Genomic DNA, 23,359 nt, shown 5'->3' with positions numbered 1-23,359 from the left:
GACAGTCACATCCATTTCGGTCGGTCTGACCCGAGCTTCGCCACATGCCCTACGTCATCACTGAAGCCTGTATCTCCGTCAAGGACAAGTCGTGCGTGGACGTCTGCCCCGTGGATTGCATCTACGAGGGAGCGGACCAGCTCTATATCCACCCCGACGAGTGCATCGACTGCGGCGCCTGCGAGCCCGAGTGCCCCGTCACCGCCATCTTCCCCGAGGAAGATGTGCCCGTGCAGCTCAAGAGCTTCATTGGCAAGAACAAGGACGTCTTCAACGGCGAGAATCCGCCGGGGCGGCCGACCCGCTAAGGGCAGGGACTGCAACTGCGGTTCGGGTTTAGAACCACTACTGCAGTTCTGGACTGCCACTGCGGTTCTGGACCACTACTGCGGTTGAGGTGCACCGCAGTTCGGGTGGAAATGGAAGCGCCCGCCGGCTTAGCCGGCGGGCGCATTCTTTTGGTGGTCGTCCCACCTCAACTGCAGTTCGCAGTTTCATCAACCACCAAGAAAGAGCCGCCACGGCGCAGCCGTGGCGGCTCTCCCACTTCCACCCCAACTGCCGTGCACCTCAACCGCCGTGGCAGTCCAGAACCGCAGTAGCAGTCCAGAACTGCCGCAGCGGTTCCAAACCCGAACCGCAGTCGCGGTCCAAAACCGCAGTTGCAGTTAGAGCGTTCCCTTGTACCAGAACGCCCCAATCAAGACGACATACTGCAGGATCGTGGACCGCTCGCTCCAGATCGCTTCCTTCCAGTCGTGCTGCCCCTGCGTCGCACCGGCGGGCGGGCGGCCAAACCAGCGTGGGGTGCGGGCCTTGTAGTCCAGGTATTCCTGCCCGAAGATCGATTCCAGCACCCCTTCTTCGTAGCGCACGATGAGCGTGTACTCGATGGCGAAAATCACGATCGCCACCGGAATGAACCAGAACACGCCGCTCACCACCGTAAAGCCGATCCAGGCGAGAAAATTCCCCACGTAGAGTGGGTTGCGGCACCAGGCAAAGGCGCCGTACGTCACCAGTCGCTGTACGTCACGCGAGCGACGGCGCGTCACCGTGCCGGCGGCGGCCACGCCCGCGGTGCGGATCATTTCGCCAATGGCCACGATCACGAGCCCCACGATCCACGTGGTGGCCGTCTGCACCCCCGGCAGCAGGAGCGGCACCGCCAGAAAAGGGACCGGCAGCCAGCCGCGATTCTTGAAGAGCACCTGCCCGATACGGGCGGCGCTGGAGCGTTCGGCTTCGGAAATGGTGGGTGCTGCAGCGTTCTGGGTCATGCCAGCGTGGCGAAGAAGTCAGAGAGGGCGTGCGTGGTGGCGGCAGGCCGTTCGAGGCAGGGCACATGACCGGCGCCGGCGATAATCTCAAGTCGCACGCGCGCTGCGGAAGGTAATGCCTCCGCGATCGCCCGCGCCTCTTTGATAGGGGTCAACACATCGTCTTCCCCCACGATCACCAGGGACGGAACGCTAATCGATTGCAGTGTGGCGCGTGAGTCAGGGCGGTCCCGCAACGCCTGCAGCGCCCCTGCCACTCCCGCGGCCGACTGCCGCCCCATCATCGCCCGCAGCGTCGCTACTACTTCGGGGCGCTTCTCCCGGGTCGCCGGTCCAACCATGCCGCCGATCTGCGCGTCGGCAATCACCCGCGTCCCGTCGCGCTTCACCAGCGCCATCAGCGCCTCACGCTTGGCCTTCCCGTCGTCGGTATCCGCCGCTGCCTTCGTGTCGCAGAAGACAAAGGCCCGCACCCGGTCCGGATGACGACGCCACATGGCCATGGCGATGTACCCCCCCATGGAGAGTCCGCACACCACCGCCCGCTCGATCTGCAGCCAGTCCAGCAGTGCCGCGAGATCGTCCGCGTATTGGTCCATGGAATAGGGCCCGTGGGTGGACGAATCCCCAAAGCCACGCACATCCGGCACAATGCACCGCGCCTGGGGCGCCAGCGCCAGCCGCTGCGCCGCCCAAAGCGTGCGGTCGTGGGGGAAGCCATGGAGAAACACCACCGGCAGGCCATCCCCCTGATCGTCGTAGCCAATCTGAAAGCCGGGCAGCTGCGCAATCATGGGTGCCCCCCCCCCTCCGGCCGCGACGGCTCGTCGGGCCCACTGTTGGCGACTTCCATGACCTCGTCAGGCTTTACATCGGCGTGCATCAGATCCCGTTGGCTTTTGTGCTGCTTGACCAGCGCCTTTTCCCGCGCGTTCTCCCGCTCGGCCATCATGCGCAGCGGGACCAGCACCGCCGCCGTCAACGGCACGGCCACCATCAGCCCCAAAAAGCCGAAAACCAGCGTCATGAGCGTCTGCGCGACAATCGTAATGGCCGGCGGCAGGTCCATTTCGCCCCGCATCAGATACGGGATGAGCAGGTTGTTCTCCACAAACTGGATGCCCCAGTACGCCAGCCCCACCGCCAGCGCCTTCTCCGGGGAATCCACGAAGCCCATCAGGATGGCCGGTACCGCGCTCAGGATGGGACCCACCGTGGGAATGAACTCCATCAACCCCGCAATGAACCCCAGCGCAAAGGCCGCCTTCACCCCCAGCAGCATCAGCACCGTGAATGACACCGTCCCAATGACCACCATGGCAATGAGCTGTGTCACCAGCCACTTACGGAGCACCGTGGAAATCTCGTCCAGGACAATGCGCACTTGCGCCCGCGACGTGGCCGGCACCATCGCCAGCATCCAGCCGCGATAGACCTCCGGTTCGGCCCCGATATACATGGCTAGGAAGATCAGCAGCACGAAGGCGGCAAACGCGGCCAACGTGTTGGAGACGAAGGAAAAGAGGTACTTGGTGGCGCTCCCGATGCCATCGGTGAGCCGACGCTTGATGGCCTCGGTGGCCGATTCCGGCGCCGTCGCCACTGGCGGGGCCGTTTGCGCCCCCGCCCGCCCGATCGCCGTCCCTGCCGTCCCCGCGCCACCTGCCGGCTCGGTAGGCGCCAACGCCGCCGAGGTGGCGGAATCCAGCGTCTGCGCAGTACCGGCCGCCGACGAAATCAGGGAACCCAGCAGCCCCCCTTTCCGGCTGTCGATCCAAGTCTGGACCTTGGTCACGGCAGCCGGAAACTCCCGGCGCAGCTCCTGCCCCTGCTCAATGAGCGTCGGGGCAGTGAGCGCCAGGACGCCGCCAATCGCCCCCAGCGTCCCCAGGACCAACAGCGCCGACGCAATCCCTCGGCGAATGCGGTAGCGCTCCAGGATGTCCACCCCCCGGGCTACCGAAATCCCGAAGAGGGCGGCCAGGAACACCAGGATGGCCAGCGACCGGACCGACCAGAGCAGCTGCAGGCCGAACCAGACCGCCAGGATCGTGAAGGCCGCCCGGGTCAGGTCGGCGGTACGCCAGCCCCGGCGCTCCGGCGCGAGGGGCTCGGGAAGTAAGGTCTCGTCAATACTGGTCATGGTCCCGAAACTACCCGCCGTTGTAGCTTACAGGGAGACATGTCTTTGCCTCCCGCACCACTCTATCTCGACACGGCCGACGCCGTTGATCGCTTTCTCTCCGGTCTCACCGGCGTGCGCACGCTCGCGCTCGATACGGAAGGCGCGAGCTTCCATCGCTTTGTCGATCGGATTTATCTGCTGCAACTTTCCACGGAACATCACGAAGCGGTGATCGATCCGTTGCCCATTGGCACGCCACTGCAGCTCGGCGCCCTGCTGGAAGATCGCAACGTGGAAGTGGTGCTGCATGACGCGGATTACGATCTGCGGTTGTTGCATCAGGATTACGGATGGCGGGTCACGCATCTGTTCGACACGCGTGTGGCGGCGCAGTTGCTGGGGATCAAGGCGTTTGGGTTGGCCGCACTTCTGGAACAGTTCTTCGGACTCAAGCTCGACAAGAAACACCAGCGCGCCGACTGGAGCATGCGACCGCTCACGGCCGACATGCTGGACTATGCCGCGCAAGACACACGCCACTTGTTGGGGCTGCGTGATCGTTTGCACCGCGAGCTCGAAAAGAAAGGGCGTTGGCACTGGGCAAAGGAAGAGTTCACTCGCGCCGAAGGCACGAAGTGGGACACCGATGGTGCCGACCAGGCCTTCCTTCGACTCAAAGGCGCGCGCGATCTCACGCGACGTGAACTCGCGCGCTTGCGTGAACTGGTGAAGTGGCGTGATACCATTGCCGCTGAACTCGATCGCGCCACCTTCCGCGTCGCCGGCAATGAAGTCCTGCTCGATCTTGCACGTCTGGCGCCCACCACGCGCGATGCTCTTTTCAACGTCAAGGGATTCCCGCGCGGCATGAACGACGCGCGCGCCACTGACGCGCTGCAGGCGGTCGTTCGTGGCAACGCCGTGCCCGATTCCGAGTTGCCCCGCTTTCCCAAAAGCGCTCGCTGGGATAAGGAACCCGATTTCGATGATCGCGTGGGGCGCCTCAAAAACGTGCGCGACGTGGCCGCCGCTCGGCTTGATCTCGACCCCGGAGTGCTCTGCTCCCGTGATCGCATGGAAGCGGTGGCGCGCCGCAAGCCCCGCCATGTGGATGACCTGGAAAGCATCCCGGAACTCCGCAAATGGCAAATCGAAGTGCTGGGTGAGGAGTTCGTCAAAGCACTGGCCAGCTTCCCGGCCGACGATTCGCCCTACAAGCCGGGCTGACCTTCCTCCACGGTGATATCGGCTGTGGCGTACGCGCCACGCCGTGTCGCCCGGGATTTGCCGATCATGTGGCAGCAATCCCACGGCTGTATTTCAGGTGAATGATGATTCATCTGGCGATTGTCTCGTAAGTTATTGTATTGCAGTTGCTTAGGAGTTTCCCGATGGCTTGGCGAGCTGAGCCATGCGAGGGGTATGGAGCGGCATGTTAGGTGCGTGAGGGAAGGCAAAGCGCAGTTGTCCCCTTCCGGTTGCCTGACGCATGCGACTTTCCCGCCCATCCGTACCCAGTGCGAAGTTCCTTCGGGATCCCGTGACCCGCCGCTATCTCGGCATCGCGGGCGCCGCCTGTATGGTTGACCTGCTCACCAAGGAAGTGGCGGTCCGCGTGTTGGGCGACCACGGGGTCGTCTCGCTGACGGAGCGGCTGTCGCTCACGCTTGTCTGGAATACCGGCGCGGCGGGCGGCGTCTCCATGGGCCCCTACACCTGGCTCATCAACGTTGTGGTCACGGTGCTGGCGCTCGGACTGGTGCTTTCGGTCGTGCGCCAGATGGCTGCTGTCGACCCGCGGGCCACGATGGCGCTCGGGCTGGTGAGCGGTGGTGCGGTGGGCAACCTGCTCAGCATTATGGCGGGGCCTTTCGGCGTCGCGGATTTCATTGGAATTCGCCTTACCGCCGATACCACCATGGTGGCCAATGTCGCCGACTTCTTTCTGTGGGCTGGATCGCTGATGCTCGCCCCCGTTGGGGCGAAGCTGGTGCGCTTGGCCCGCGCGGAGCGGGCCCAGCGCATGGCCCCCCGTGCGATGCCGGTGGATATCGAATTGGCTTGAGCGCCGGCGAACGAAAACAAAACGGGGACCGCGCTCAGGCACGGTCCCCGTTTTTGTCTTTCCTGATGTCGTTCCGGGTGCTAGAAACCCATGTAGGCACGAACGCGCGGTTCGATGCGCTCGGGCGTCCAGGGCGGCGACCAGATGAGATTCATCTGCACATCGGTTACGCCGGGCAGCGTGCGCAGCTGCTGCTCCGCCTCGCCCATGATTTCGGGGCCGGAGGGACAGCCGGGAGAGGTCAGGCTCATGTCCACGCGCACCACGGAGTCTTCGACCGTGATGTCGTACACGAGCCCGAGATCCACGATGTTGAGGTTGAGTTCGGGGTCTTTGACCCGACGTAACACCAACCGCGCCTGATCGGCTGACACCACCCCACCACTTTGGATGGTGCTGGCGTCCACATCGCTCGGCGTCGCTTCAGTCTGTTCGTCCATGACGTAGTCCGTGGCGGAGTCCATGCAGAACTATAGCGATGGGGGCAATGGGTAGTTCCCTACTCGGGATTATTCCCAGCCAAAACAAAGGCCCGGATCAGCTCCGGGCCTTTGTTTTGGTCGTCTTGCTGGTCCCCGACTTCTTGGGGGGCGATTTCTTGACGGTCGCCTTCTTGGCCGTGGCCTTCTTCACCGTGGCCTTCTTCACCGTGGCTTTCTTCACCGTGGCTTTCTTGGCGGTGGCTTTGGTGGCGCTGGCTTTCCTCGTCGGCGATGTCTTGACCGAGCCAGAACTTTTCTTCTTGACGACCGCTTTACGGGTGGCGGCGCGCTTGGCTGCGGCGGCTCGGCGACGGGCGGCCGCACTGCTGGCACGCCGCGAGCGGAGCGGGCGGTTCCAGTCCTGGGCCAGATCGGCCCGGAAGCTGGCGGGCATGGCCCGGACCCCTTCGGGATCATCCATGACGGCCAGCACGGCGGCGTCTGCCAGGTCGTTCCGCACGTCTGCTATGACCTTGCTGGGACGGCGGGCACGGGCGGCGTGCACCCGATTGGTGAGCAGCACCACGAACATCTGCCGGTCGGGGTCAATCCAGAGCGACGTTCCCGTGAAGCCGGTGTGGCCAAAGGCCCGCTCCGACATGAACTGCCCACAGCCAGCCCCGCCGTCGCAGGTATCCCAACCCAGAGCACGGTGGCCGGCCGCCCGCTTCGTGAACAGCTGCACCGTACTGTCGGCGATGACCCGCACGCCATTGTACTGGCCGCCGTCCAGCAGCATCTGGGCAAACACCGACAAATCGGACGCGGTGCTGAACAGACCGGCGTGACCGGCAATGCCTCCCAACGCAAAGGCGTTTTCATCGTGCACTTCGCCACGCAGCGGGTAGCCACGGGGCGGGGCAATTTCGGTGGGGGCGGTACGCAGCATGTCCAGCTCTGACACCCGGAACTGGGTGTCATTCATCCCCAACTTCTGAAAGACGGCCTGCTGCAAAAAGACATCTAGCGACTGGCCACTGACGACTTCGGCAATGAACCCCAGCAGGTCGGCGCCCAGATCGGAGTACTCGTAGCAGGCGCCCGGCGTGCAGTTGACCGGTGATGACAGCACCGCAGCCCGGGCTTCAGCCGGAGAATCCGCAATGCGCCATAGCTCCCGTCCTGCCGACAGGCCGGCACGATGAGTGAGGAGGTGGCGTACCGTCACCTGATCCTTGAGGCCACCGCTGAACGTCGGCAGGTACGTTGAGACCTTGGCGTCGAGATCCACCTGCCCGCGGTCGTAGAGCACCATAAGGGCGGTCGTGGTGGCCACCACTTTGGTAAGCGACGCGAGATCGTAAATGCTCTCCTGCGCCGAGACGCGCATCTTCCGCGTCCAGTCGAGCGTTCCAATGCCCCGGGAGAACACGGAGTACCCTTTGCGTCCAACCACGACAGACGCCCCAGGGTAGCCCCCGGCCTCAACACCGCGCTGCACCACCCGATCAATAGTCCCCAGTCGCTCCGCCGACATGCCTACGGCCGCGGGCTCCCGCTCGGGGAGTCCGGCCGACATGGGCATCGCCACGCGCGTGACATCAGCAGCGGCAATGACAAGCGCAGTGAGTAGGAACACCAGAGAAACCGGCCGTAGGGTATCGCGCGAGTGCAGACCCCGTCAGCAATCCGTGCCGACGGTGTAACTGTCCTTAAGTCATCTAAGGCGACCAATCATGCCCGTCAATACCCCGGACGCCCTCAATGAGAGCAAGGCAACGGGAAAACCATGTAACGGCGTCATGGGTTATGGGTTATCGGGTCACCGCGTAATAGCGGGATGAGACCACTCCGTCGCTTTTCCCGCTGTTACTCGGTCACCTGGTAACCCATGACCCATAACGCCGTTACGCTGTTCCGCCGTTACCCGGTAACCCATGACCCATAACGCTTTTACGCAGTTGTCCGCCGTAGGCAACCCTTCGGGTTGCCCCGGTGACAGATTATTCGAACCCCATGGAGACTGACGCCGCCATTGTGAGACGGGCGATCGACGGGGACGAGCGCGCCATGCGGCTGCTGTGGAATCAGCATGCCCCGCACGTGGACGCGGTGGTCCGCCGACTCGCCGGAGATCCCGACCTTGCCGAGGATATCGCGCAGGAGGTCTGGATCCAGATTTTTCGTGCCCTCCCGTCATGGCGGGGGGACGCGAAGTTCAGCACCTGGATTCATCGGGTGGCCATCAATCGCACGCTCAACGCCCTCCGCAGCGTGAAGCGGGTTGCTGCGGCCGAAACGGCAATTGAAGAGGATTCCGCCGTGGTGGAGCAGGACGCCGAGCGCAGCATGCTCGCGCAGTCCATCGAGGACGCCGCGCGCCAGCTCTCTCCGGGGGCGCGCACGGTATTTCTGCTGCACGACGTGGAAGGCTATACCCACGAAGAAATCGCGGTGGAGCTGGGGATCACCCCCGGCGGCTCCAAATCACAGCTGTTCAAGGCCAGGGCAAAGCTGCGCCGGTTGCTTGCCCCGCTGGTGGAATCGATGTCGTTCCAAACCGGTCAGGATCGGAGCTATGCAGGTGGATACGCAGGTGGATATGCAGCCCAGTAATCCGCACCTCACCACCGAACGCGTGGCGGCGTTCGACCACGAGCCGTTCACCGCCGAGGAGCTGGCGCACCTTGCCGGCTGTGAGGCGTGCCGTGCTGAACGGGATGCCGTCGCCGCATTGGTCGGGTTGGCTGGTGCACTCGGGCAGCGCGAGAGTGATGCGCAGGCGCCGCGGTTGGTGGAGTGGGAGCAGATTGCGGCCGGCCTGCGTGGCGATACGCCGGTGGTGTCCGCGCCCGTACGCGCAGCGGCCCCGGCGCGTCGCCATTGGGCGCCGCTGTTCCGACAGGCGGCTGCAGCGCTCCTGCTCGTCGCTGGCGGCGCTGTAGTGGGTCGCCTGACTGGAACGATGTCCGCTGCGCGCGCGTCCGGTGCCTCGCTGGCCGATGCCTCGCTTGGCGCGGTGGCCGAGTCGCTGGATGCGGCGGGTGTTGCGGTGCGCCCGGTCGCGTTTGGCAACGAGAAGGACTTCGGCAGTGTGGACGAAGCCACGGGTGTGTTGTTCCGTGCGCAGCGCGACTACGAACGGGCATCACTGTGGCTGGCGTCCAACGATACCACGCTGCGCGATTCGGAAGTGTATCGCACACGGCTGGCCGCGCTGGATCAGATGATGGAAGCGTCGCGTGCCGCGCTGCGTGATGCTCCGCAGGATCCGGTGCTGAATCACTACTACCTTGCGGCCTACACGGCGCGTGAGGCCACGTTGCAGGCGCTCGGTGGCGCGCTGCCGGTGGACAAGATCATTGAACGGTACTGAACGATGCAGGCACGGATCATGACAGGGGCACACTGGCGGTATTCCGCAGTGGGTGTGCTGGCCGCCGGAGTGCTGGCCTCGGCGGTTGAGGCGCAAACACCGGTCTCCACGACACGCCAACGCGCGTCGGTCAAACGACTGCCTACCAGCAACAACGTCTGCATGGAGTTGGAGTCGTCGCCGTCGGCGCTGGTGAATGCGCCGGAGGGGCTCGCGCTCTTGCGTCTCAAGCGGGAGCTCGAAAGCGCAGCGCTCACGCTTGAGCAGCAGCGTCAGCTGGAAGGGGCGCAGGTGCAGCGCATCTCGCAGGTGCAGCGCGGCATGGATTCGCTCATGCAGATCGTCGTGCGTTTCACGCAGGATGAGCAGGGCGGGAATGTCTTCGTGCGCCGCAGCGACGGCCGTGGTGGCGCGCGGCCTTTTGACAGTGTGCGCGTCACCATGAGGCCGCTTGATGATTCGCGTGGTCTGTTCATCGCCATCGATAGCACCATGCGTACGGGAGCACCGAGCATCAGCCGGTTCATTCGCTCGCTGCAACCCCAGGTGGCCGCGTTCGCGTTCGAAGCCGAGTCGGCGCTGCCCAACGGGGTGACGGCACCGTCGGGGTACATGGGGCTGTCGTTGTCGGGGGCACAGATCCGCATTGTCACGCCGGACGGTGTCATGACGAGCCACTGCGAGTATCCGCTGGTGGAAACGGTTGATCTCGGTTCGCCGGCGGCCCGTGCCGGTCTCACGGCGGGCGATACGCTGGTGGCGTACAACGGGCGCGATGTCATGCAGAGCGCCGTGAACTATGCGGAGCTCATCACGGCCGGCAATACGGTTCGTATCCGGGTACGGCGCGCGGGCAAGCCACGCGAGGTGCCCGTGACGGTGGGGGCGCGCAAGGAGGAACGCGCCATGGTCTTTGTACGCGCTCCGCAGGCCCCCCTGCCGCCGTCGTCGCCCACGCCCCCACCCATGAACATGTTCAGCGGCAGCGGGGTGGTGGTGATTGCGGGGGCACAGTTTGCGACCATCGACGACGAATTCGCCGAGAGCCTTGGCCTGGAGCCCGGGGTGCTGGTGTTGCGTGTGCCGGCGGGTACGCCCGCGGCTGATGCGGGGCTGCGCTCGGGTGAAGTGGTGCGGTCGGTGAACGGGACGCCGGTGCGTGACGTCACGTCACTGCGGCGGACGTTTTACTCCGCGCGCGAGGCACGGCTGCTGGTGCAGAACAAGAGTGGCGCGTCGCGCACCGTGGTGCTGGAGCTGCGGTAGAACCACGCGCTCTACTTCAGCGACCCCGCCGGCACAGAATACACGAGGCGTACGGTAGCACGATCCGCCTCACTCAATTCTCGCACGCGAATCCGCGCCGACATGATGTTGTCGGGATCGCTGGTGTGATCAAGTCCGAGCAGGTGCCCCACTTCGTGCAGCGCAATGGCCCGCATCTGTGGCGGCGTGATGGATCCGCCATTGGGATGGGTCACCGCGAGCTGAATGTCACTCGAGAGCAGCCAGTGTAGTCCATCGCGGCTCCACACCGTTTTGCCGCTGATGCCGTTGGCGAAGCTGCTCACGAAGCGGACGTGAATGTCGGCTGTGGCCGAGTCACGCACGAAGGTGAAACGCACCGGAATGCCCGACTGCACCCAAGTGTCAAAGGCATCACGCACAGCGGGCGTGAAATCGGGGTTCCAGGACTCCAGCTCTTCGCTCTCCCGCACATGCACGCGCAATGGCCGGGACAGGCGGTCGGGCCAGCGGGCGATTGCCGAATCGCGGGCTGTCAGCAGCTCGTGGATGTAGGTGCCGTCCATGCCCATGGCAATGCGGCGCCGCGCGTCGTCCACATCGCGACGCGGCCGTTCGGCGGGCGCATTGCTGGTCACCAGCCGTTCTTCCCCATGGGCCGTGGACAGGCGTTTGGCCGTCGGGGCGGCCGTTGAGTCCAGCGGGCCGACACGCGCCGGGCGCGTGGCAATCGTGCCACTCGATTCGATCAGTACCGAGGACCCCCGCGCACCAACGGTCTGGCCGCCAATGAAACAGGCCAGGCCCACCACGCAACAGGCCAACAGAGTTTCGGCGGTCTTCATGAAGGCGCGACGTCAGGAAGCGGGAGGCCGCCCAAGGGCGGACGGTCCATTGACGACGAGCGGATGGCGGGGCGGTCACTTTTGGTGCAGGTGGGGTGACCTGCAACTGCGGTTCAGGCTTGGACCTGCTACCGCGGTTCTGGACTACCACTGCAGTTCAGGACCACCACTGCGGTTGAGGAACCGTGCCGTTTGGGTCGCTGCGGAAAGTGCCGCCCGGCTTCGCCGTGGCGGCACGTTTTTGGTGGTGAATGCAACCGCCACCGCAGTTTCGGTGAGACAACCACCAAGGAATGCGCCCGCCCGGCGAAGCCGGCGGGCGCTTCCATGTCCACCCAAACCGCCGTGTTCCTCAACTGCAGTGGCAGTCCAGAACCGCAGCGGTCTTCCAATTCCGCAGTGGCAGGTCCACACCCGAACCGCAGTGGCCGTTCAACGCCCTTTCGGGAGAATGTATCTGTCAAAATGCTGCACCAACTTCCCCAGCAGATATCGGGCATGTTGCGGTCGCGCAGTCCAGCCGTGCGTGGCGGACGGCGCAATGACCAGATCAAAATCCTTTCCCTGCCGCATCAGCTCTTCGGCCAGATCGGCGGTGGTCTTGAAGGGGACAACGTCGTCCATCAGACCGTGAATGAGCATGAGATGATCACGCAATCCACCGGCGTACTGGAGGGCGCCGCGCTTGAAGATGTCGGGATGGGTGAGGGGGCGGCGCGCAATGGCGACGTCGTCACTGCCAAAGAAACGCGGATCGGTGGCCGACGCGCCGGCCACACCGGCTTTGAAGAGCCCCGGGCGCTTGAACAGCGAATACACGGTAATGAGTCCGCCGTACGACGAACCAAAGATCCCCGTACGCGAGGTGTCGGCCCACGACTGTGCGCCCAGCCACTGCTTGGCGGCGGCGAGGTCGTCGAGATCCCGTCCGCCCCATTCGGCGAGGAAGGCTTCCCGAAATGCCCGCCCGTATCCCGTGGAGCCACGCACGTCCACTTGAATGACCGCATAGCCACGCTGTACCAGCAACTGCTGCAACAGGCCGTAGGTGCCGCCCCAGCGATTGCGCACCGTGTTGGAATAGATGGGGCCAAAGACCACCGGCACCCGCTCACCACGCTGCGCGGCGGCGGGAAGCCACACCTTGGCCCGCAAGCTGTCGGCCCCTGCCACATCACCGGGACCAGCCATCGTCACGTAACGCGGCGCCACGAGTTGGGCACTGCCAAGTCCGGGTCCGCCCGGTGCCGTGACCACCTGCTCGACGCCACCGCGCATCGGTACCAGAACCAGATGCGGTGGCGTGATGTCGTCACTCACCAGACTGGCCACGGTGCGCCCATCCGGCGAGATCATCACGCGGTGCGTCCCTGCCCGGCGCGTAACCTGTACCGGCGACTGGCCACGCGCCGCGCGCCACAACTGACGCTGCGACACAGAAGGTGCAGCGGAAAGCCAGGCCACATTGCCATCGGGCAGCGCCATCGCCTCCCCCTGGACATCACTGGTAGCCGGCGTGAGCGGCACCGGTGTGCTGTCGGTCAACGACACGGAGTACACGCGATAGCGATCGTCACGATCGGTGGTGAGCAACAGCGAGGTGCCGTTGTGCGACCACGCCGATGCGTGCTCGGTGTAAATGCGCGAGGCGCGTTGGTCGTGATACACCACACGCGGCGCCGCGCCCGGTTGCATCACGTGCACCCATCGCTCGGTGGCGTCGTCGGCTTCACGATCCACCATCAGCACGCCCTGCGGTGACCACGCGAAGTTGAGCACCTGCACGGCGGTGGGTTGTTCAAAGGGCAGGACCGTCATGGTGCCCGACGCCACATCCACTAGCGCCATCTGCCGCGATTCGTTGGCATCCCCGGGGTAAGAACGGCGCAGCAAATTCACCTGTGTTTCGGCGCCGAGGTAGTACGGGAACGGGACCGTCCGCACCGCGCGCCGATCCACCACGTGCACCGCCAGCGTTCGCCCGTCTGGCGCAAAGGCAAACGAGGGCGCGGCACTGCTCCAGGTGCCAGGGCCAATCTCCCGGTCGAGTCGCGCGTAGGTGCCCAGTGGAACCGTCGCAATAGAGGGGACGGATACGGTCGTGAGACGGCGCGGCGCCGTGCCGGGGGCGTCAAGACGTACCATCCAGACGTCACCATCGCGCAGATACGCTGCTTGCCCACCCACTGGCGACAGCGTGAAATCGTGGGCCTCGCGTCCAACCATGGCGAGCGTGTCCAGCGCGTTGGTCGCCAGCGTCAGTTGCACCAGCGCGTCGCCCTGTAGCGCGTACAATGCACGGGCATCCGGTCGCCACGACACTTCGCGAATGGCGGCACCTCCAAGGTTCGCAATCACTCGGCGGCGCGTGCCATCGTGTTGCACCAGCCACAGCGCACGATTCCCGGCGCCGGTGCTGTCCCAGGTGAAGGCCAGTGTGCGGCTGTCGGGCGACCATGTCACCGCGCCGGGCGTGGAGCCGGTAATGGCCCCCGACTGGACGACCTGGTCGAGCGTGAGCGGTTGGGCGGCGGCCACCGGCGCGCCGAGCGACAGCAGCACGGCATACGCTGCAACGGAAAGGTGTGGGGTACGCATGGGCCAAAGATGCATACCGCACCGCCGCCGAGTCACCCCTTTACCACGGCCGTACCTGATCGATGAGTCGCCCCGTGGCAATCAGTTCGTGCAGCGCTTCGCCAAGCACACTGGTCATGGCGTTCACGCGGTCCCAGCGGGCAAACCGCTCTCGGTCGGTAAGCGCATAGAAATCGCGGCGATCGGGAATCTTGCCACCCGGCAGCTGCGCAATGAACGCCGGGCTGGGTGCTATGAGCAGCGTGCGGGAAAAGTTGCGGGCACCGGCCCGTCGCCACGGGAGGGACTTGTCGAACCACCCCGGCACCACGTGTTCGAAGAAGTGCGGGAAGAGCACCAGCCCGTCGCCGTCGCCGAAGTCGAGGTCGAGATGGTAGTCGGTGACCCCGCCATCCCAGTGGACACCGGGGGTGTCCGGGATACGCACGCCGTCCAGCAGGAGGGGAATGGAGCCTGAGGCAAGCAGCGCAGCTCGCGCATTCTGCTCGGTGAGGGTGCGGTGCACCGTGGGCAGATCCCGCAGGTGCAGGAACGGCGACTCGTCGGCGGCGGCGTGAAAGATTGTACGACGGACCTGCAACGCGAGGGTGCGCCGCGAAATCAGATTGGCCGCAGCGGCAAAGGCCATGGCCGTGGCCAGAACCAGTCGTTTCTCGCTGGCAGCGGCGCCGCGGGCCTCAGCGGTAATGATGTGCACGCGCACGGTGGGGTGATGAACCATCTCCTCCACGCCGGTAGGCCCCAGCAGATGATCGAGGCACCGGGTGAGCACCTCAGTGACTTCGCGCGGGCTCGGATTTTTGCTGTACACCTGATGGTGGGTGTACGCCTCATGTCCACGGGCGAGCGCCGCCAGGGGGTCCCGTTGGGCCAGGCAGGCCATGCGCCAGCTGCCAATGGAACTGCCAATGCCATGCAAGGGGCGGGTGCGTGGCGCCTGGAGAAATGTGCCAAAGAGGTAGCGATCCAGACCGGCAATCCCCAGCCATTTGGCGCCGCCGGAGGCGCCGGGCACCACATCCACATCGTCGGGGCGCAGCCCGCGTTCGCGCAGCAGGGCGAGCGCCGTCGGGCCGGCGCGCAGTGTCAGGACAGATCGCGACATGCTCGCAATGTCACCAGCGGATCAAGGGCAGCGGTGGCCCGTAGTTGCGAACCAATCCCGATTGACTGATTCGGGTATGCAGGGTTAGGATGCGTGCACGGTATTTGATAGTCGTTCTCAACTAAGAGTCACCCGTTCACTCCGCCCGCTATGCGCCGTCTCCGCCCGTTGCTCTTCTGGACCCATCTCATGGCCGGTCTCCTCTCCGGCGTGGTGGTGCTCATCATGTCGGTCACGGGCGTGCTGCTCACCTACCAAAAGCAGATGACACTGTGGGCCGACCTCCGGGGGGTGCAGGCCGGGCCGCCGACGCCCGGAGCTACCAGGCTCAGCGCCGATTCGCTGTTGCGGCTGGTCGCTTCCCGCGAGAGCAAGACACCCACCACCGTGGTATGGCGTCAGGGTGCCGCTATGCCCGTGGAAGTGCAGTTCGGCCGGGCCGGGCGCCAATATCTCAATGCCTACACCGGCACCGTCGTGGGCACGGGTAGCGCCTCCATGCGCAAGCTGTTCAGCGTGGCGACCGACTGGCACCGCTGGCTGGCCACGAGCGATGAGTCCCGCAAAACGGGGCGTTTGGTCACCGGCTGGTCGAACCTCGCGTTTCTTGTGTTGGTGCTCACCGGCATCGTGCTGTGGTGGCCCCGTGTGGTGAAGTGGAGCGCGCTGCGCCAGGTACTGTGGTTCCGCCGCGGACTGTCTCCCAAAGCGCGCGACTTCAACTGGCACAATGTGATTGGCATTTGGAGCGCCATTCCGCTGGCCATCATCGTTGCCAGTGCGGCGGTGATCTCCTTCCCGTGGGCGAGTGATCTGGTGTATCGCGCGGTGGGGGACACGCCGCCAGCGCGGGCGCCCGAAGGGGCGCCGGTCGGAGGGGCGGCGGCGGGTCGGCCAGCCTTGGGCACGGAGGGAGGGGCCGTCGTACCCCTTGTCGGTGATGTCGCCGCCCTCGCAACGGAGCGCATGCCCGACTGGCGCACGGTGTCGCTGGCATGGCCCAAGAACGCCGAGGCTCCGTTGGTCTACACGCTCGACCGTGGAATGGGCGGGGAACCCCACAAGCGTGCGACACTCACCGTCTCGCGCACCGGCGAGCCTGCCAAGTGGCAGCCGTTTTCGTCGCAAAGTGAAGGGCGGCGTGCTCGCTCCATCATGCGATTTGCGCACACCGGTGAAGTGCTTGGCTTTTGGGGGCAGACCTTGGCGGGGCTCGTGTCGCTGGGCGCCGCCGTTTTGGTCTACACAGGTCTCTACCTCTCGCTGCGCCGGTTCTTGGCCTGGCGGCGGCGGGCGAACACGGTGCCTGCCGCGACCACGGCGTAGTCCAACCGGAACGCAAAATCCCGACCCACCACCCACAACTGATCAGTTCCGGGATGTGGGTTCGCGTTTTTGGTTTGAGTTCGTTCGTGCTGTCGCGGCTCTACACAGACGCCGAGTGGACGTGGCTGCAGGCGCATGAGGCGCCGAGGGGTAGCAGGGGCTATGACTCACAACTGAAAACTCCAACTGATGACTGACGACTTCAACTGAAACTGAGAACTCCCCCGCCAACCGCGCGGAGTTCTCAGTCCGAGTTGTCAGCCATCCGTTCAACTCCCCATCCCCACGCACCCCGCCGTCAGCGTCCACAGGCGTTCGCCCAATGCCTGGTCCTGCGCGCGCGCGGTGAGTTGCTGCGCAAATGCTTCGCGCCCCTCCTTCTGGCGGTTGCCCCAGCTCCAGTGCACTCCGCTGCGGCTCCCAAAGGCCGGATCAGCAACCACCTGCGCCAGGCGGTCACCCGCCAGCTCCTGCGTCACGTACCCCTTGGTGATGTTCTTTTGAAACCACGGGAAGATGCGCTGGAATGCCGGCGGTGTGTGCCGGAACAGCGGCGTGTCAGCCACACATCCGGGATAGAGCGTGTTGAAGACGATCCCCGTCTGTCCGTGATACCGGCGATGCAGTTCACGCCCGGTGATCATATTGCACAGCTTGCTGTCCTTATACGCTTTCCCCGGCTTGAACGCCTTGCCGTTGAGCATGGCGATGGGCGCCAGAAACCCGGCTTCCAGCCCCTCGAGGTTGCCGAGGTCTGCCGGTGCCGGAATGGGGATCTTGCCGCCGAACTCTTCGTAGTTGGCGGTTACCGTGCCCAGAATGATGAGGCGGCGCGACGCGTGCGTGCTGCGCTGCAAATCGGGGAGGAGGAGATTGGCGAGCAGAAAGTGGCCGAAGTGGTTGGTGGCCACACTGATTTCGTAGCCCTCCGGCGATCGCATGGGCTCCGTGAGGCGTGGCAGGTACACGGCTGCGTTGCACACCAGCGCGTCGAGCGCCCGGCCGGTGGCGCGAAAGGCCTCGACAAAGGCGCGCACGCTGGCCTGGGAGCCCAGATCGATGGGCATCAGGGTACGGCTCGCCTTGGGGATCCCCAGGGCGTCTGCGGCCGCCGTAGCCTTGGCGAGATCGCGGCAGGCCATCACCACATGCCAACCACGAGCGGCCAGTGATTTGGCGCCGTACAACCCGACGCCAGACGAGGCGCCGGTGATGATACAGGTAGGAGCAGTCGACATGGGGCTCGACAGGAAGGTCGGTGGAAAACCAGGCCGGCAGGATACGGGAGAGATCTGCTCGACTATTCCCGGCGGAATATCTGATGTTCCGGCCGGGCACGCCAGACCGGCCTTCGGTCCCCAATTCGGCACACGGTTGGGGTCGGCGCTTGCCGCCGTCACCCCGCGGCATCATTGTGGGGGTATGGTGTCTGTTCAAGATGTAAGCCCCCCCGTGGTTCGCCCTCGCGACGACGAGCTCGATCTCTTCGGGCTCACGCACACTGGTCGTGTGCGGACGTCAAATCAGGATCAGTTTCTGCTGTGCACCGTGCACCCGCAGGTTGTGGTGCATGGCACCAGTCTCGCCGACACCTCGGCCATCACGCTGCGTGGAGAGCGGGTCGCCACCATCATGCTGGTCGCTGATGGTGTTGGCGGTAGCGCCGATGGCAGCGAAGCCAGTCGACTGGCCACGATCGCGGTAACGGAGTACTTCGCCTCGGCCATGAAGTGTTGGCATGCGGCGGGTTCAGCCAGCGAAAACGAGTTCACGGCCGCGCTGCGTGAGTCGGCCATTGAAGCGCATCGTCGCGTCAAGGAGCAGGCGGCGGTGCAGATGGAAGGGCGCAAGATGGCCACCACGTTGTCAATCGGCATCGTGGTGTGGCCGTGGCTCTATGTGGTGCAGGTGGGCGACAGCCGCTGCTATCACTTTCAGGACGGCGAACTCCGTCAGCTCACCCGCGATCAGACGCTGGCCCAGGAGATGATTGATCGCGGTGCGCTCACCCCGGAGCGCGCGCACAACTCGCCGCTCAATCACGTGCTATCGAGCGCCATTGGCGCTGACGATGCTGTCCCGGAAATCTCACGCATTGACGTGAGCAAGCGTGGCAGCATCACGCTGGTGTGCAGCGACGGACTCACGAAGCATGTCACTGATGCCGAAATCGCCGATGCGTGCGGGCGGCTCATGTCATCCGAGCAACTCTGTCGCGAACTGGTGGATCTCGCCCTCGAGCGCGGCGGCAGCGACAACGTCACGGTGGTGGTCGGGCGGGCGTTGCCGCAGGGGTAGGGCGAAACGCAGAAACCCACAACTCTTTACTCAAACGCACCACCCGGAACTGATCAGTTTCGGGTGGTGCGTTTGAGTACTGAGTCGTGAGTCGTCACGTAATCACCGTTGGCGCCTCACGCCCGGTCCGCTCGACAATCTCTGCGAGCTCGAGCGCGGCGGCCACCAAATCCCGAAGCGCCTCCGCCGTCTCCATACCCAGTCGGTCGCTGGCCGTTTCCTTCGACTCTATATACACGCGAATCGTCGCGCCCTCGGTGCCCGTGCCGGACAACCGGTACACAATGCGGGCGCCATCGGTGAAGAGCACCCGAATGCCCTGCTTGGCGCTCACGCTGCCGTCGATGGGGTCGGTGTACGAAAAATCGTCGGCGGCCTGCACGGTGCGACCCGTAAGCACGCTGCCGGGCAACGACGACAGTCGGTCACGGAGCAACGCCATCACCCCGTTGGCGGCGTCGCTTGGCACCGCTTCGTAGTCGTAGCGCGTGTAGTAATTGCGCCCGTACGTGGCCCAGTGCGCGCGCACGATCTGCTCCACACTCTCCCCGCGCGCGGCCACGATGTTGAGCCAGAAGAGTACCGCCCACAGGCCGTCTTTCTCGCGAACGTGATTGCTGCCGGTGCCAAAGCTTTCTTCGCCGCAGAGGGTAATGCGCCCGGCGTCCAACAGGTTGCCAAAGAACTTCCACCCCGTGGGCGTTTCGAAGCAGGGAATGCCCAGCGCCGTCGCCACGGTATCGACGGCGGCACTGGTGGGCATGCTGCGCGCCACGCCAGCCAATCCGGCCCGATAGCCTGGGACCAGTGTGGCGTTGGCCGCCATAACGGCCAGGCTGTCGCTGGGCGTGACGAAGAACCGCTGCCCGAGAATCATGTTGCGATCGCCGTCGCCATCGCTGGCCGCACCAAAGTCCAGTGCCTGGGCACCGAACATTTCTTCCACCAACTCATGCGCGTACGTAAGGTTGGGATCGGGGTGCCCACCACCAAAATCCGGGAGTGGCACGGCGTTGATTACCGTGCCGGCTGCCGCTCCCAATCGGCGCTCGAGGATCTCCACGGCATAGGGGCCGGTAATGGCGTGCATGCTGTCCATCCGCATGCGGAATCCACTCGCAAACAGCTTCCGGATGGCGTCGAAGTCAAACAGCGACTCCATCAGGCTCGCATAGGCCTCAACCGGGTCCACCACGTCAATGGTGATGCCCGGCAACTCTACCGTCCCCTGCACATCCAGATCAAACGCCGGCAGTTCGGCAATGCGATACGACGTGAGCGCTGCTGCACGCGCGGCCACCGCATTGGTGTACGACTCGGGCGCCGGGCCACCGTTTGCGGTGTTGTACTTGATCCCGAAGTCGCCGTCTGGCCCGCCGGGGTTGTGGCTGGCCGAAAGAATGATGCCGCCTGCGGCGCCCTGTCGAATGAGATGCGACGCCGCCGGTGTGGAGAGCAGGCCGCCGCGTCCCACCACGACATGACCAATGCCGTTCCCGGCCGCCATGCGAATGATGGTCACGATCGCTTCGCGGTTGAGAAAGCGGCCATCGCCGCCGACTACGAGCGTGGCGTCGGCGGGCAGGGCGGCTTCTTCGAGCAGCGCCTGTACGAAGTTCTCGAGATAGTGCGGCTGCTGAAACACGGGAGTGCGCTTGCGCAAACCCGACGTCCCCGGCCGCTGGTCAGCGAACGGGGACGTGGAGACGATCTGCATGCTGGTCACGCCATCAGGTCCATTTGAGATCGGCCTTGGACAACGGCAACTGCCGCACGCGTTTGCCCGTAGCCTGATAGATGGCGCCCATGAGCGCCGGAATGAGCGGAGGCATGGCGGGTTCACCAATGCCGGTGGGAGAAAACGTGGTCTTCTTCCAATGCACTTCCACGACGGGTGGGGCCTGCTTGATGCGGAGCAACGGGAAGTTGGCGGCCGACCCACTGGCTGTGGTGGCCGGGGCGAAGTTGCCTTGATCGGCCTTGCCGGCCGTAAAGGTGATCTCCTGCCCATACGCCTGGCCGAGGCCATCGAGCACCGCACCCTGCACCTGCTGTTCGGCGTGGTTGGGGTTGATGATTTCGCTGCCCACATCACCCACCGCCCACACCTTGTCCACCTTCACTTCACCGGCCTTGCTCACGGTGGCCTGTACCACTTCGGCGAAGTAGCCACGGTGGCTGAAGTAGAACGCCACGCCCATCCCGGTGCCCTTGGGCAGTTTGGTTTTGCCCCACCCGGATACGTCGCGCACCATTTCGAGAATCCCGATCACGCGCTGCGCATCCATCTGCCCCGCCTGCTGCTGCGGCGTGAGGGGCTGCGCCGGTGCAATTTCCGCCTTGAGCATATCAATGCGGAACTGCAGCGGATCCTTGCCGGCGGCTACTGCACACTCGTCGATGAAGCCCTGGAAGGCGAACGACAGTGCGTTGGAGCGCGGAGCACGCAACGCGCCGGTCGGCACACCCAGCGGCATGACCGACACGTCCATCTTGAGATTGGGCACGAAACGCGCGGGGTACTCACCCGGACCAATGTCGGCGCTTGAGGCAAACCGCTCCCCCTGCCCGAACGTGGCGAAGTGGTTGCGGAACGCCACCAGCTTGCCGTTGGCGTCGATACCACCGGTGAACTTGTGGAAGCCACCCGGACGGAACTGATCGTGCCGCATATCGTCTTCGCGGGTCCAGATCAGCTTCACCGGCACCTTGGCTTCGCGGGCAATGAACGCCACTTCGGCCAGTGGTTCGTTGTACAGGCGACGCCCGAATCCACCGCCGGCGCGCATCATGTGCATCACCACCTGGTCTTCCTTGAGGCCAAGCGTGGTGGCCACAAGCGCCCGCCCACCCTGCGGCGTCTGCGACGTGGTCCACATTTCGCACGTCCCGTCGGCATTCATGCGCGCCGTGCAGTTCTGCGGCTCCAGCGTGGCGTGATTGATGAACGGATAGCTGTACTCGGCTTCCACCACCTTGGCGGCTGACTTGATGGCCGTGTCAAAATCCCCGTCGTTGCGAATATTGCGATGCGGGGCCGCGGCAAAGAACTCCTTGGCCTTGGCGGCGAACGCGGCACTCGACTGCTGCGACGTGGGATGTTCCGCCCACTCCACCACCAGCTTTTTGCGGGCTTCCTGCACCAGCCACCAGTTCTTGCCCACGATGGCGACACCGGCCTTGAGACCAGCCAGGTTGTCGGTGCCGTCTACCACGAACGCGTGGGTGACACCGGCTTGCTGCTTGATGAGGTCGAGGTTGGCGCTCTTCACCTTGGCGGCATACACCGGCGCTTTGACAAACGTGGCGTAGTGCATGTTGGGCACGGTCACATCAAGGCCGAAGAGCGGCTTGCCCGTGAGAATGTCCTTGATGCCAACCGTCTTTTTGCGCGTGCCGATGATCGTGAACTGCTTCGGGTCCTTGAGCGGCACCGTGGCCAGATCCGGCGGCGTGATGCTCGCCGCCGCAGTGGCCAGCGCACCGTACGTCGCCGTCTTGCCGGAGCTCTTGTGCGTCACCACGCCCTTGGCGGTGGTAAGCTCGCCCGCCGGCACATTCCACTCCTTCGCGGCCGCGGCCAGAATCATGGCGCGTCCGGCGGCGCCAACGCGGCGCTGCGGAATCCAGTTGGTGGGGGTAGCGGTGCTGCCGCCAGCCACCTGCGCGGGATACTTCGTGGGATCGAAGTCCGCCTGCTCGATGCGCACATTCGCCCAATCCACATCGAGCTCCTCGGCGATGAGCATGGGCAACATGGTCTTGATGCCCTGGCCAATCTCGGGATTCTTGGCGGTAATGGTGACGATGTTATCGGCGGTAATGCGGATGAACGCGCTGAGCATGGGCTCGGCGGCCGGCGTGCTCATGCCGAGGCGTTCAATGGCGCCCAGCGGTTCAGCGTAGCTGGCCAGCAGAATGCCGCCGCCGGCGAGCGCACTGACGCGCAAAAAGTCGCGGCGGTTCACCGGCGTGGACACGGTGTTGTTGTCGGGGGTCAGGGAAGACGTCACGGGTCAGTCCTCCTTGGTATTCTTGGATGCGCCACTGGAACCGACGGCGGCGCCGCCGGCCTTGATCTCGGCGGCGCGGTGCACCGCCGCGCGAATGCGCAGGTAGGTAGCACAGCGGCACAGATTGGTGTTGAGCGCCGCATCGATGTCCGCGTCAGTAGGCTTGGGCGTCTTGGCCAGCAGCGAGGCGGTGGCCATCATCTGGCCGGCCTGGCAGTAGCCGCATTGCGGCACGTCCAGCTCTTCCCATGCCTGCTGCACCGCGTGCGTCCCATCGGGCGAGAGCCCCTCGATGGTGGTGATGTCAGCGCCGGCCGCCCGCGACACGGGCATCGTGCAGGTGCGCTGGGCCACGCCGTTCACGTGCACCGTGCAGGCGCCGCACCGGTTGGCGCCGCAACCAAACTTGGTGCCTTTCAGATCGAGTTCATCGCGCAGCACCCACAACAGGGGCATATCTGCGGGCACGTCAACTGTGCGCGTTTTGCCGTTGACCTTGAGCGTGATCGGCATGGGACCCGTAGCGTCGGGGGAAAGGAAGGAACACCCCCTTGAATTTCGCTCTGTGGGGGCTGTGAGTCCAGTTACGGTCAACCCATGACCCCAAACTCAACCCCCCAACCCGGAACTGATCAGTTCCGGGTCGGGGGTTCGGGTCCTG

The 23,359-nt window shown here is 64.8% G+C and carries 20 protein-coding genes; 8 read left to right on the top strand and 12 right to left on the bottom strand.

Going from position 1 to position 23,359, the window contains the following annotated elements:
* Positions 1-44 precede the first annotated feature (44 nt).
* Positions 45-308, top strand: a complete 264-nt coding sequence (locus GEMMAAP_RS15420; RefSeq protein WP_026848488.1) for a ferredoxin family protein — start codon at positions 45-47, stop codon at positions 306-308.
* A gap of 360 nt (positions 309-668) precedes the next feature.
* Here the strand turns inward: GEMMAAP_RS15420 and GEMMAAP_RS15415 are convergent, their stop codons facing one another.
* Genes GEMMAAP_RS15415 through GEMMAAP_RS15405 form a run of 3 tightly spaced genes read right to left on the bottom strand, consistent with a single transcriptional unit; the run spans position 669 to position 3,423 of the window.
* Positions 669-1,280 (bottom strand): methyltransferase family protein, encoded by a 612-nt coding sequence (locus GEMMAAP_RS15415; RefSeq protein ID WP_053333661.1) that lies wholly within the window; start codon positions 1,278-1,280, stop codon positions 669-671.
* A complete protein-coding gene (locus GEMMAAP_RS15410) occupies positions 1,277-2,074 on the bottom strand; it encodes an alpha/beta fold hydrolase (protein ID WP_026848489.1) in 798 nt (265 codons plus the stop codon). The genes GEMMAAP_RS15415 and GEMMAAP_RS15410 overlap by 4 nt, the downstream gene beginning before the upstream one ends.
* On the bottom strand, positions 2,071-3,423 hold the full coding sequence (locus GEMMAAP_RS15405) for an AI-2E family transporter (RefSeq protein ID WP_053333662.1): 1,353 nt from the start codon (positions 3,421-3,423) through the stop codon (positions 2,071-2,073). Before GEMMAAP_RS15405 ends, GEMMAAP_RS15410 begins: the two co-directional genes overlap by 4 nt.
* A 39-nt stretch (positions 3,424-3,462) precedes the next feature.
* Between GEMMAAP_RS15405 and GEMMAAP_RS15400 the strand changes: the two genes are divergently transcribed.
* Both GEMMAAP_RS15400 and GEMMAAP_RS15395 read left to right on the top strand, forming a co-directional pair.
* Positions 3,463-4,632 carry a ribonuclease D gene (locus GEMMAAP_RS15400; protein ID WP_053333663.1) on the top strand — a complete coding sequence of 390 codons (1,170 nt, stop codon included), beginning with the start codon at positions 3,463-3,465 and terminating at the stop codon, positions 4,630-4,632.
* 262 nt (positions 4,633-4,894) lie between these two features.
* The gene (locus GEMMAAP_RS15395) at positions 4,895-5,470 is read left to right on the top strand and encodes a signal peptidase II (protein WP_082821386.1); all 576 of its coding nucleotides are present in this window, start codon (positions 4,895-4,897) and stop codon (positions 5,468-5,470) included.
* A gap of 80 nt (positions 5,471-5,550) precedes the next feature.
* On the opposite strand, the gene GEMMAAP_RS15390 is transcribed toward GEMMAAP_RS15395, so the two are convergent.
* Complete coding sequence (locus GEMMAAP_RS15390) at positions 5,551-5,934, bottom strand: metal-sulfur cluster assembly factor (RefSeq protein WP_238588148.1); 384 nt, start codon at positions 5,932-5,934, stop codon at positions 5,551-5,553.
* Positions 5,935-6,007: 73 nt separating this feature from the next.
* Complete coding sequence (locus GEMMAAP_RS15385; RefSeq protein ID WP_053333665.1) at positions 6,008-7,531, bottom strand: serine hydrolase domain-containing protein; 1,524 nt, start codon at positions 7,529-7,531, stop codon at positions 6,008-6,010.
* A gap of 377 nt (positions 7,532-7,908) precedes the next feature.
* Between GEMMAAP_RS15385 and GEMMAAP_RS15380 the strand changes: the two genes are divergently transcribed.
* The 3 genes from GEMMAAP_RS15380 to GEMMAAP_RS15370 are packed head-to-tail and all read left to right on the top strand — an operon-like array spanning position 7,909 to position 10,534.
* Positions 7,909-8,508 (top strand): RNA polymerase sigma factor, encoded by a 600-nt coding sequence (locus tag GEMMAAP_RS15380; protein ID WP_053333666.1) that lies wholly within the window; start codon positions 7,909-7,911, stop codon positions 8,506-8,508.
* The gene (locus GEMMAAP_RS15375; RefSeq protein ID WP_026848491.1) at positions 8,471-9,268 is read left to right on the top strand and encodes a hypothetical protein; all 798 of its coding nucleotides are present in this window, start codon (positions 8,471-8,473) and stop codon (positions 9,266-9,268) included. The genes GEMMAAP_RS15380 and GEMMAAP_RS15375 overlap by 38 nt, the downstream gene beginning before the upstream one ends.
* An 18-nt stretch (positions 9,269-9,286) precedes the next feature.
* Positions 9,287-10,534, top strand: coding sequence for a PDZ domain-containing protein (locus tag GEMMAAP_RS15370; RefSeq protein WP_158514888.1), 1,248 nt, complete (start codon positions 9,287-9,289; stop codon positions 10,532-10,534).
* Positions 10,535-10,545: 11 nt separating this feature from the next.
* Here GEMMAAP_RS15370 and GEMMAAP_RS15365 read toward each other — a convergent pair whose 3' ends face one another.
* From GEMMAAP_RS15365 to GEMMAAP_RS15355, 3 genes are all read right to left on the bottom strand, one after another.
* Positions 10,546-11,358 carry a matrixin family metalloprotease gene (locus tag GEMMAAP_RS15365; RefSeq protein ID WP_026848493.1) on the bottom strand — a complete coding sequence of 271 codons (813 nt, stop codon included), beginning with the start codon at positions 11,356-11,358 and terminating at the stop codon, positions 10,546-10,548.
* Positions 11,359-11,790: 432 nt separating this feature from the next.
* Positions 11,791-13,956, bottom strand: a complete 2,166-nt coding sequence (locus GEMMAAP_RS15360) for a prolyl oligopeptidase family serine peptidase (protein WP_053333667.1) — start codon at positions 13,954-13,956, stop codon at positions 11,791-11,793.
* 40 nt (positions 13,957-13,996) lie between these two features.
* On the bottom strand, positions 13,997-15,061 hold the full coding sequence (locus tag GEMMAAP_RS15355; RefSeq protein ID WP_026848494.1) for a patatin-like phospholipase domain-containing protein: 1,065 nt from the start codon (positions 15,059-15,061) through the stop codon (positions 13,997-13,999).
* Positions 15,062-15,211: 150 nt separating this feature from the next.
* On the opposite strand from GEMMAAP_RS15355, the gene GEMMAAP_RS15350 reads away from it, so the two are divergent.
* Positions 15,212-16,387, top strand: coding sequence for a PepSY-associated TM helix domain-containing protein (locus tag GEMMAAP_RS15350; RefSeq protein WP_026848495.1), 1,176 nt, complete (start codon positions 15,212-15,214; stop codon positions 16,385-16,387).
* A 269-nt stretch (positions 16,388-16,656) separates the two neighbouring features.
* Here GEMMAAP_RS15350 and GEMMAAP_RS15345 read toward each other — a convergent pair whose 3' ends face one another.
* Positions 16,657-17,625, bottom strand: coding sequence for a protochlorophyllide reductase (locus GEMMAAP_RS15345; protein ID WP_026848496.1), 969 nt, complete (start codon positions 17,623-17,625; stop codon positions 16,657-16,659).
* 184 nt (positions 17,626-17,809) lie between these two features.
* Between GEMMAAP_RS15345 and GEMMAAP_RS15340 the strand changes: the two genes are divergently transcribed.
* Positions 17,810-18,685, top strand: coding sequence for a PP2C family protein-serine/threonine phosphatase (locus GEMMAAP_RS15340; RefSeq protein WP_026848497.1), 876 nt, complete (start codon positions 17,810-17,812; stop codon positions 18,683-18,685).
* Between the two features lie 94 nt (positions 18,686-18,779).
* On the opposite strand, the gene GEMMAAP_RS15335 is transcribed toward GEMMAAP_RS15340, so the two are convergent.
* Genes GEMMAAP_RS15335 through GEMMAAP_RS15325 form a run of 3 tightly spaced genes read right to left on the bottom strand, consistent with a single transcriptional unit; the run spans position 18,780 to position 23,211 of the window.
* Positions 18,780-20,402, bottom strand: a complete 1,623-nt coding sequence (locus GEMMAAP_RS15335; protein ID WP_026848498.1) for an alpha-D-glucose phosphate-specific phosphoglucomutase — start codon at positions 20,400-20,402, stop codon at positions 18,780-18,782.
* 13 nt (positions 20,403-20,415) lie between these two features.
* Positions 20,416-22,698, bottom strand: a complete 2,283-nt coding sequence (locus GEMMAAP_RS15330; protein ID WP_238588147.1) for a xanthine dehydrogenase family protein molybdopterin-binding subunit — start codon at positions 22,696-22,698, stop codon at positions 20,416-20,418.
* 3 nt (positions 22,699-22,701) lie between these two features.
* The gene (locus tag GEMMAAP_RS15325) at positions 22,702-23,211 is read right to left on the bottom strand and encodes a (2Fe-2S)-binding protein (protein ID WP_026848500.1); all 510 of its coding nucleotides are present in this window, start codon (positions 23,209-23,211) and stop codon (positions 22,702-22,704) included.
* Positions 23,212-23,359: the final 148 nt, after the last annotated feature.

It is taken from the genome of Gemmatimonas phototrophica, assembly GCF_000695095.2.
GTDB classification, from domain to species: domain Bacteria; phylum Gemmatimonadota; class Gemmatimonadetes; order Gemmatimonadales; family Gemmatimonadaceae; genus Gemmatimonas; species Gemmatimonas phototrophica.
Note: the sequence above shows the minus strand (reverse complement) of the source record. Positions and strands in the feature narration are given on the sequence as shown.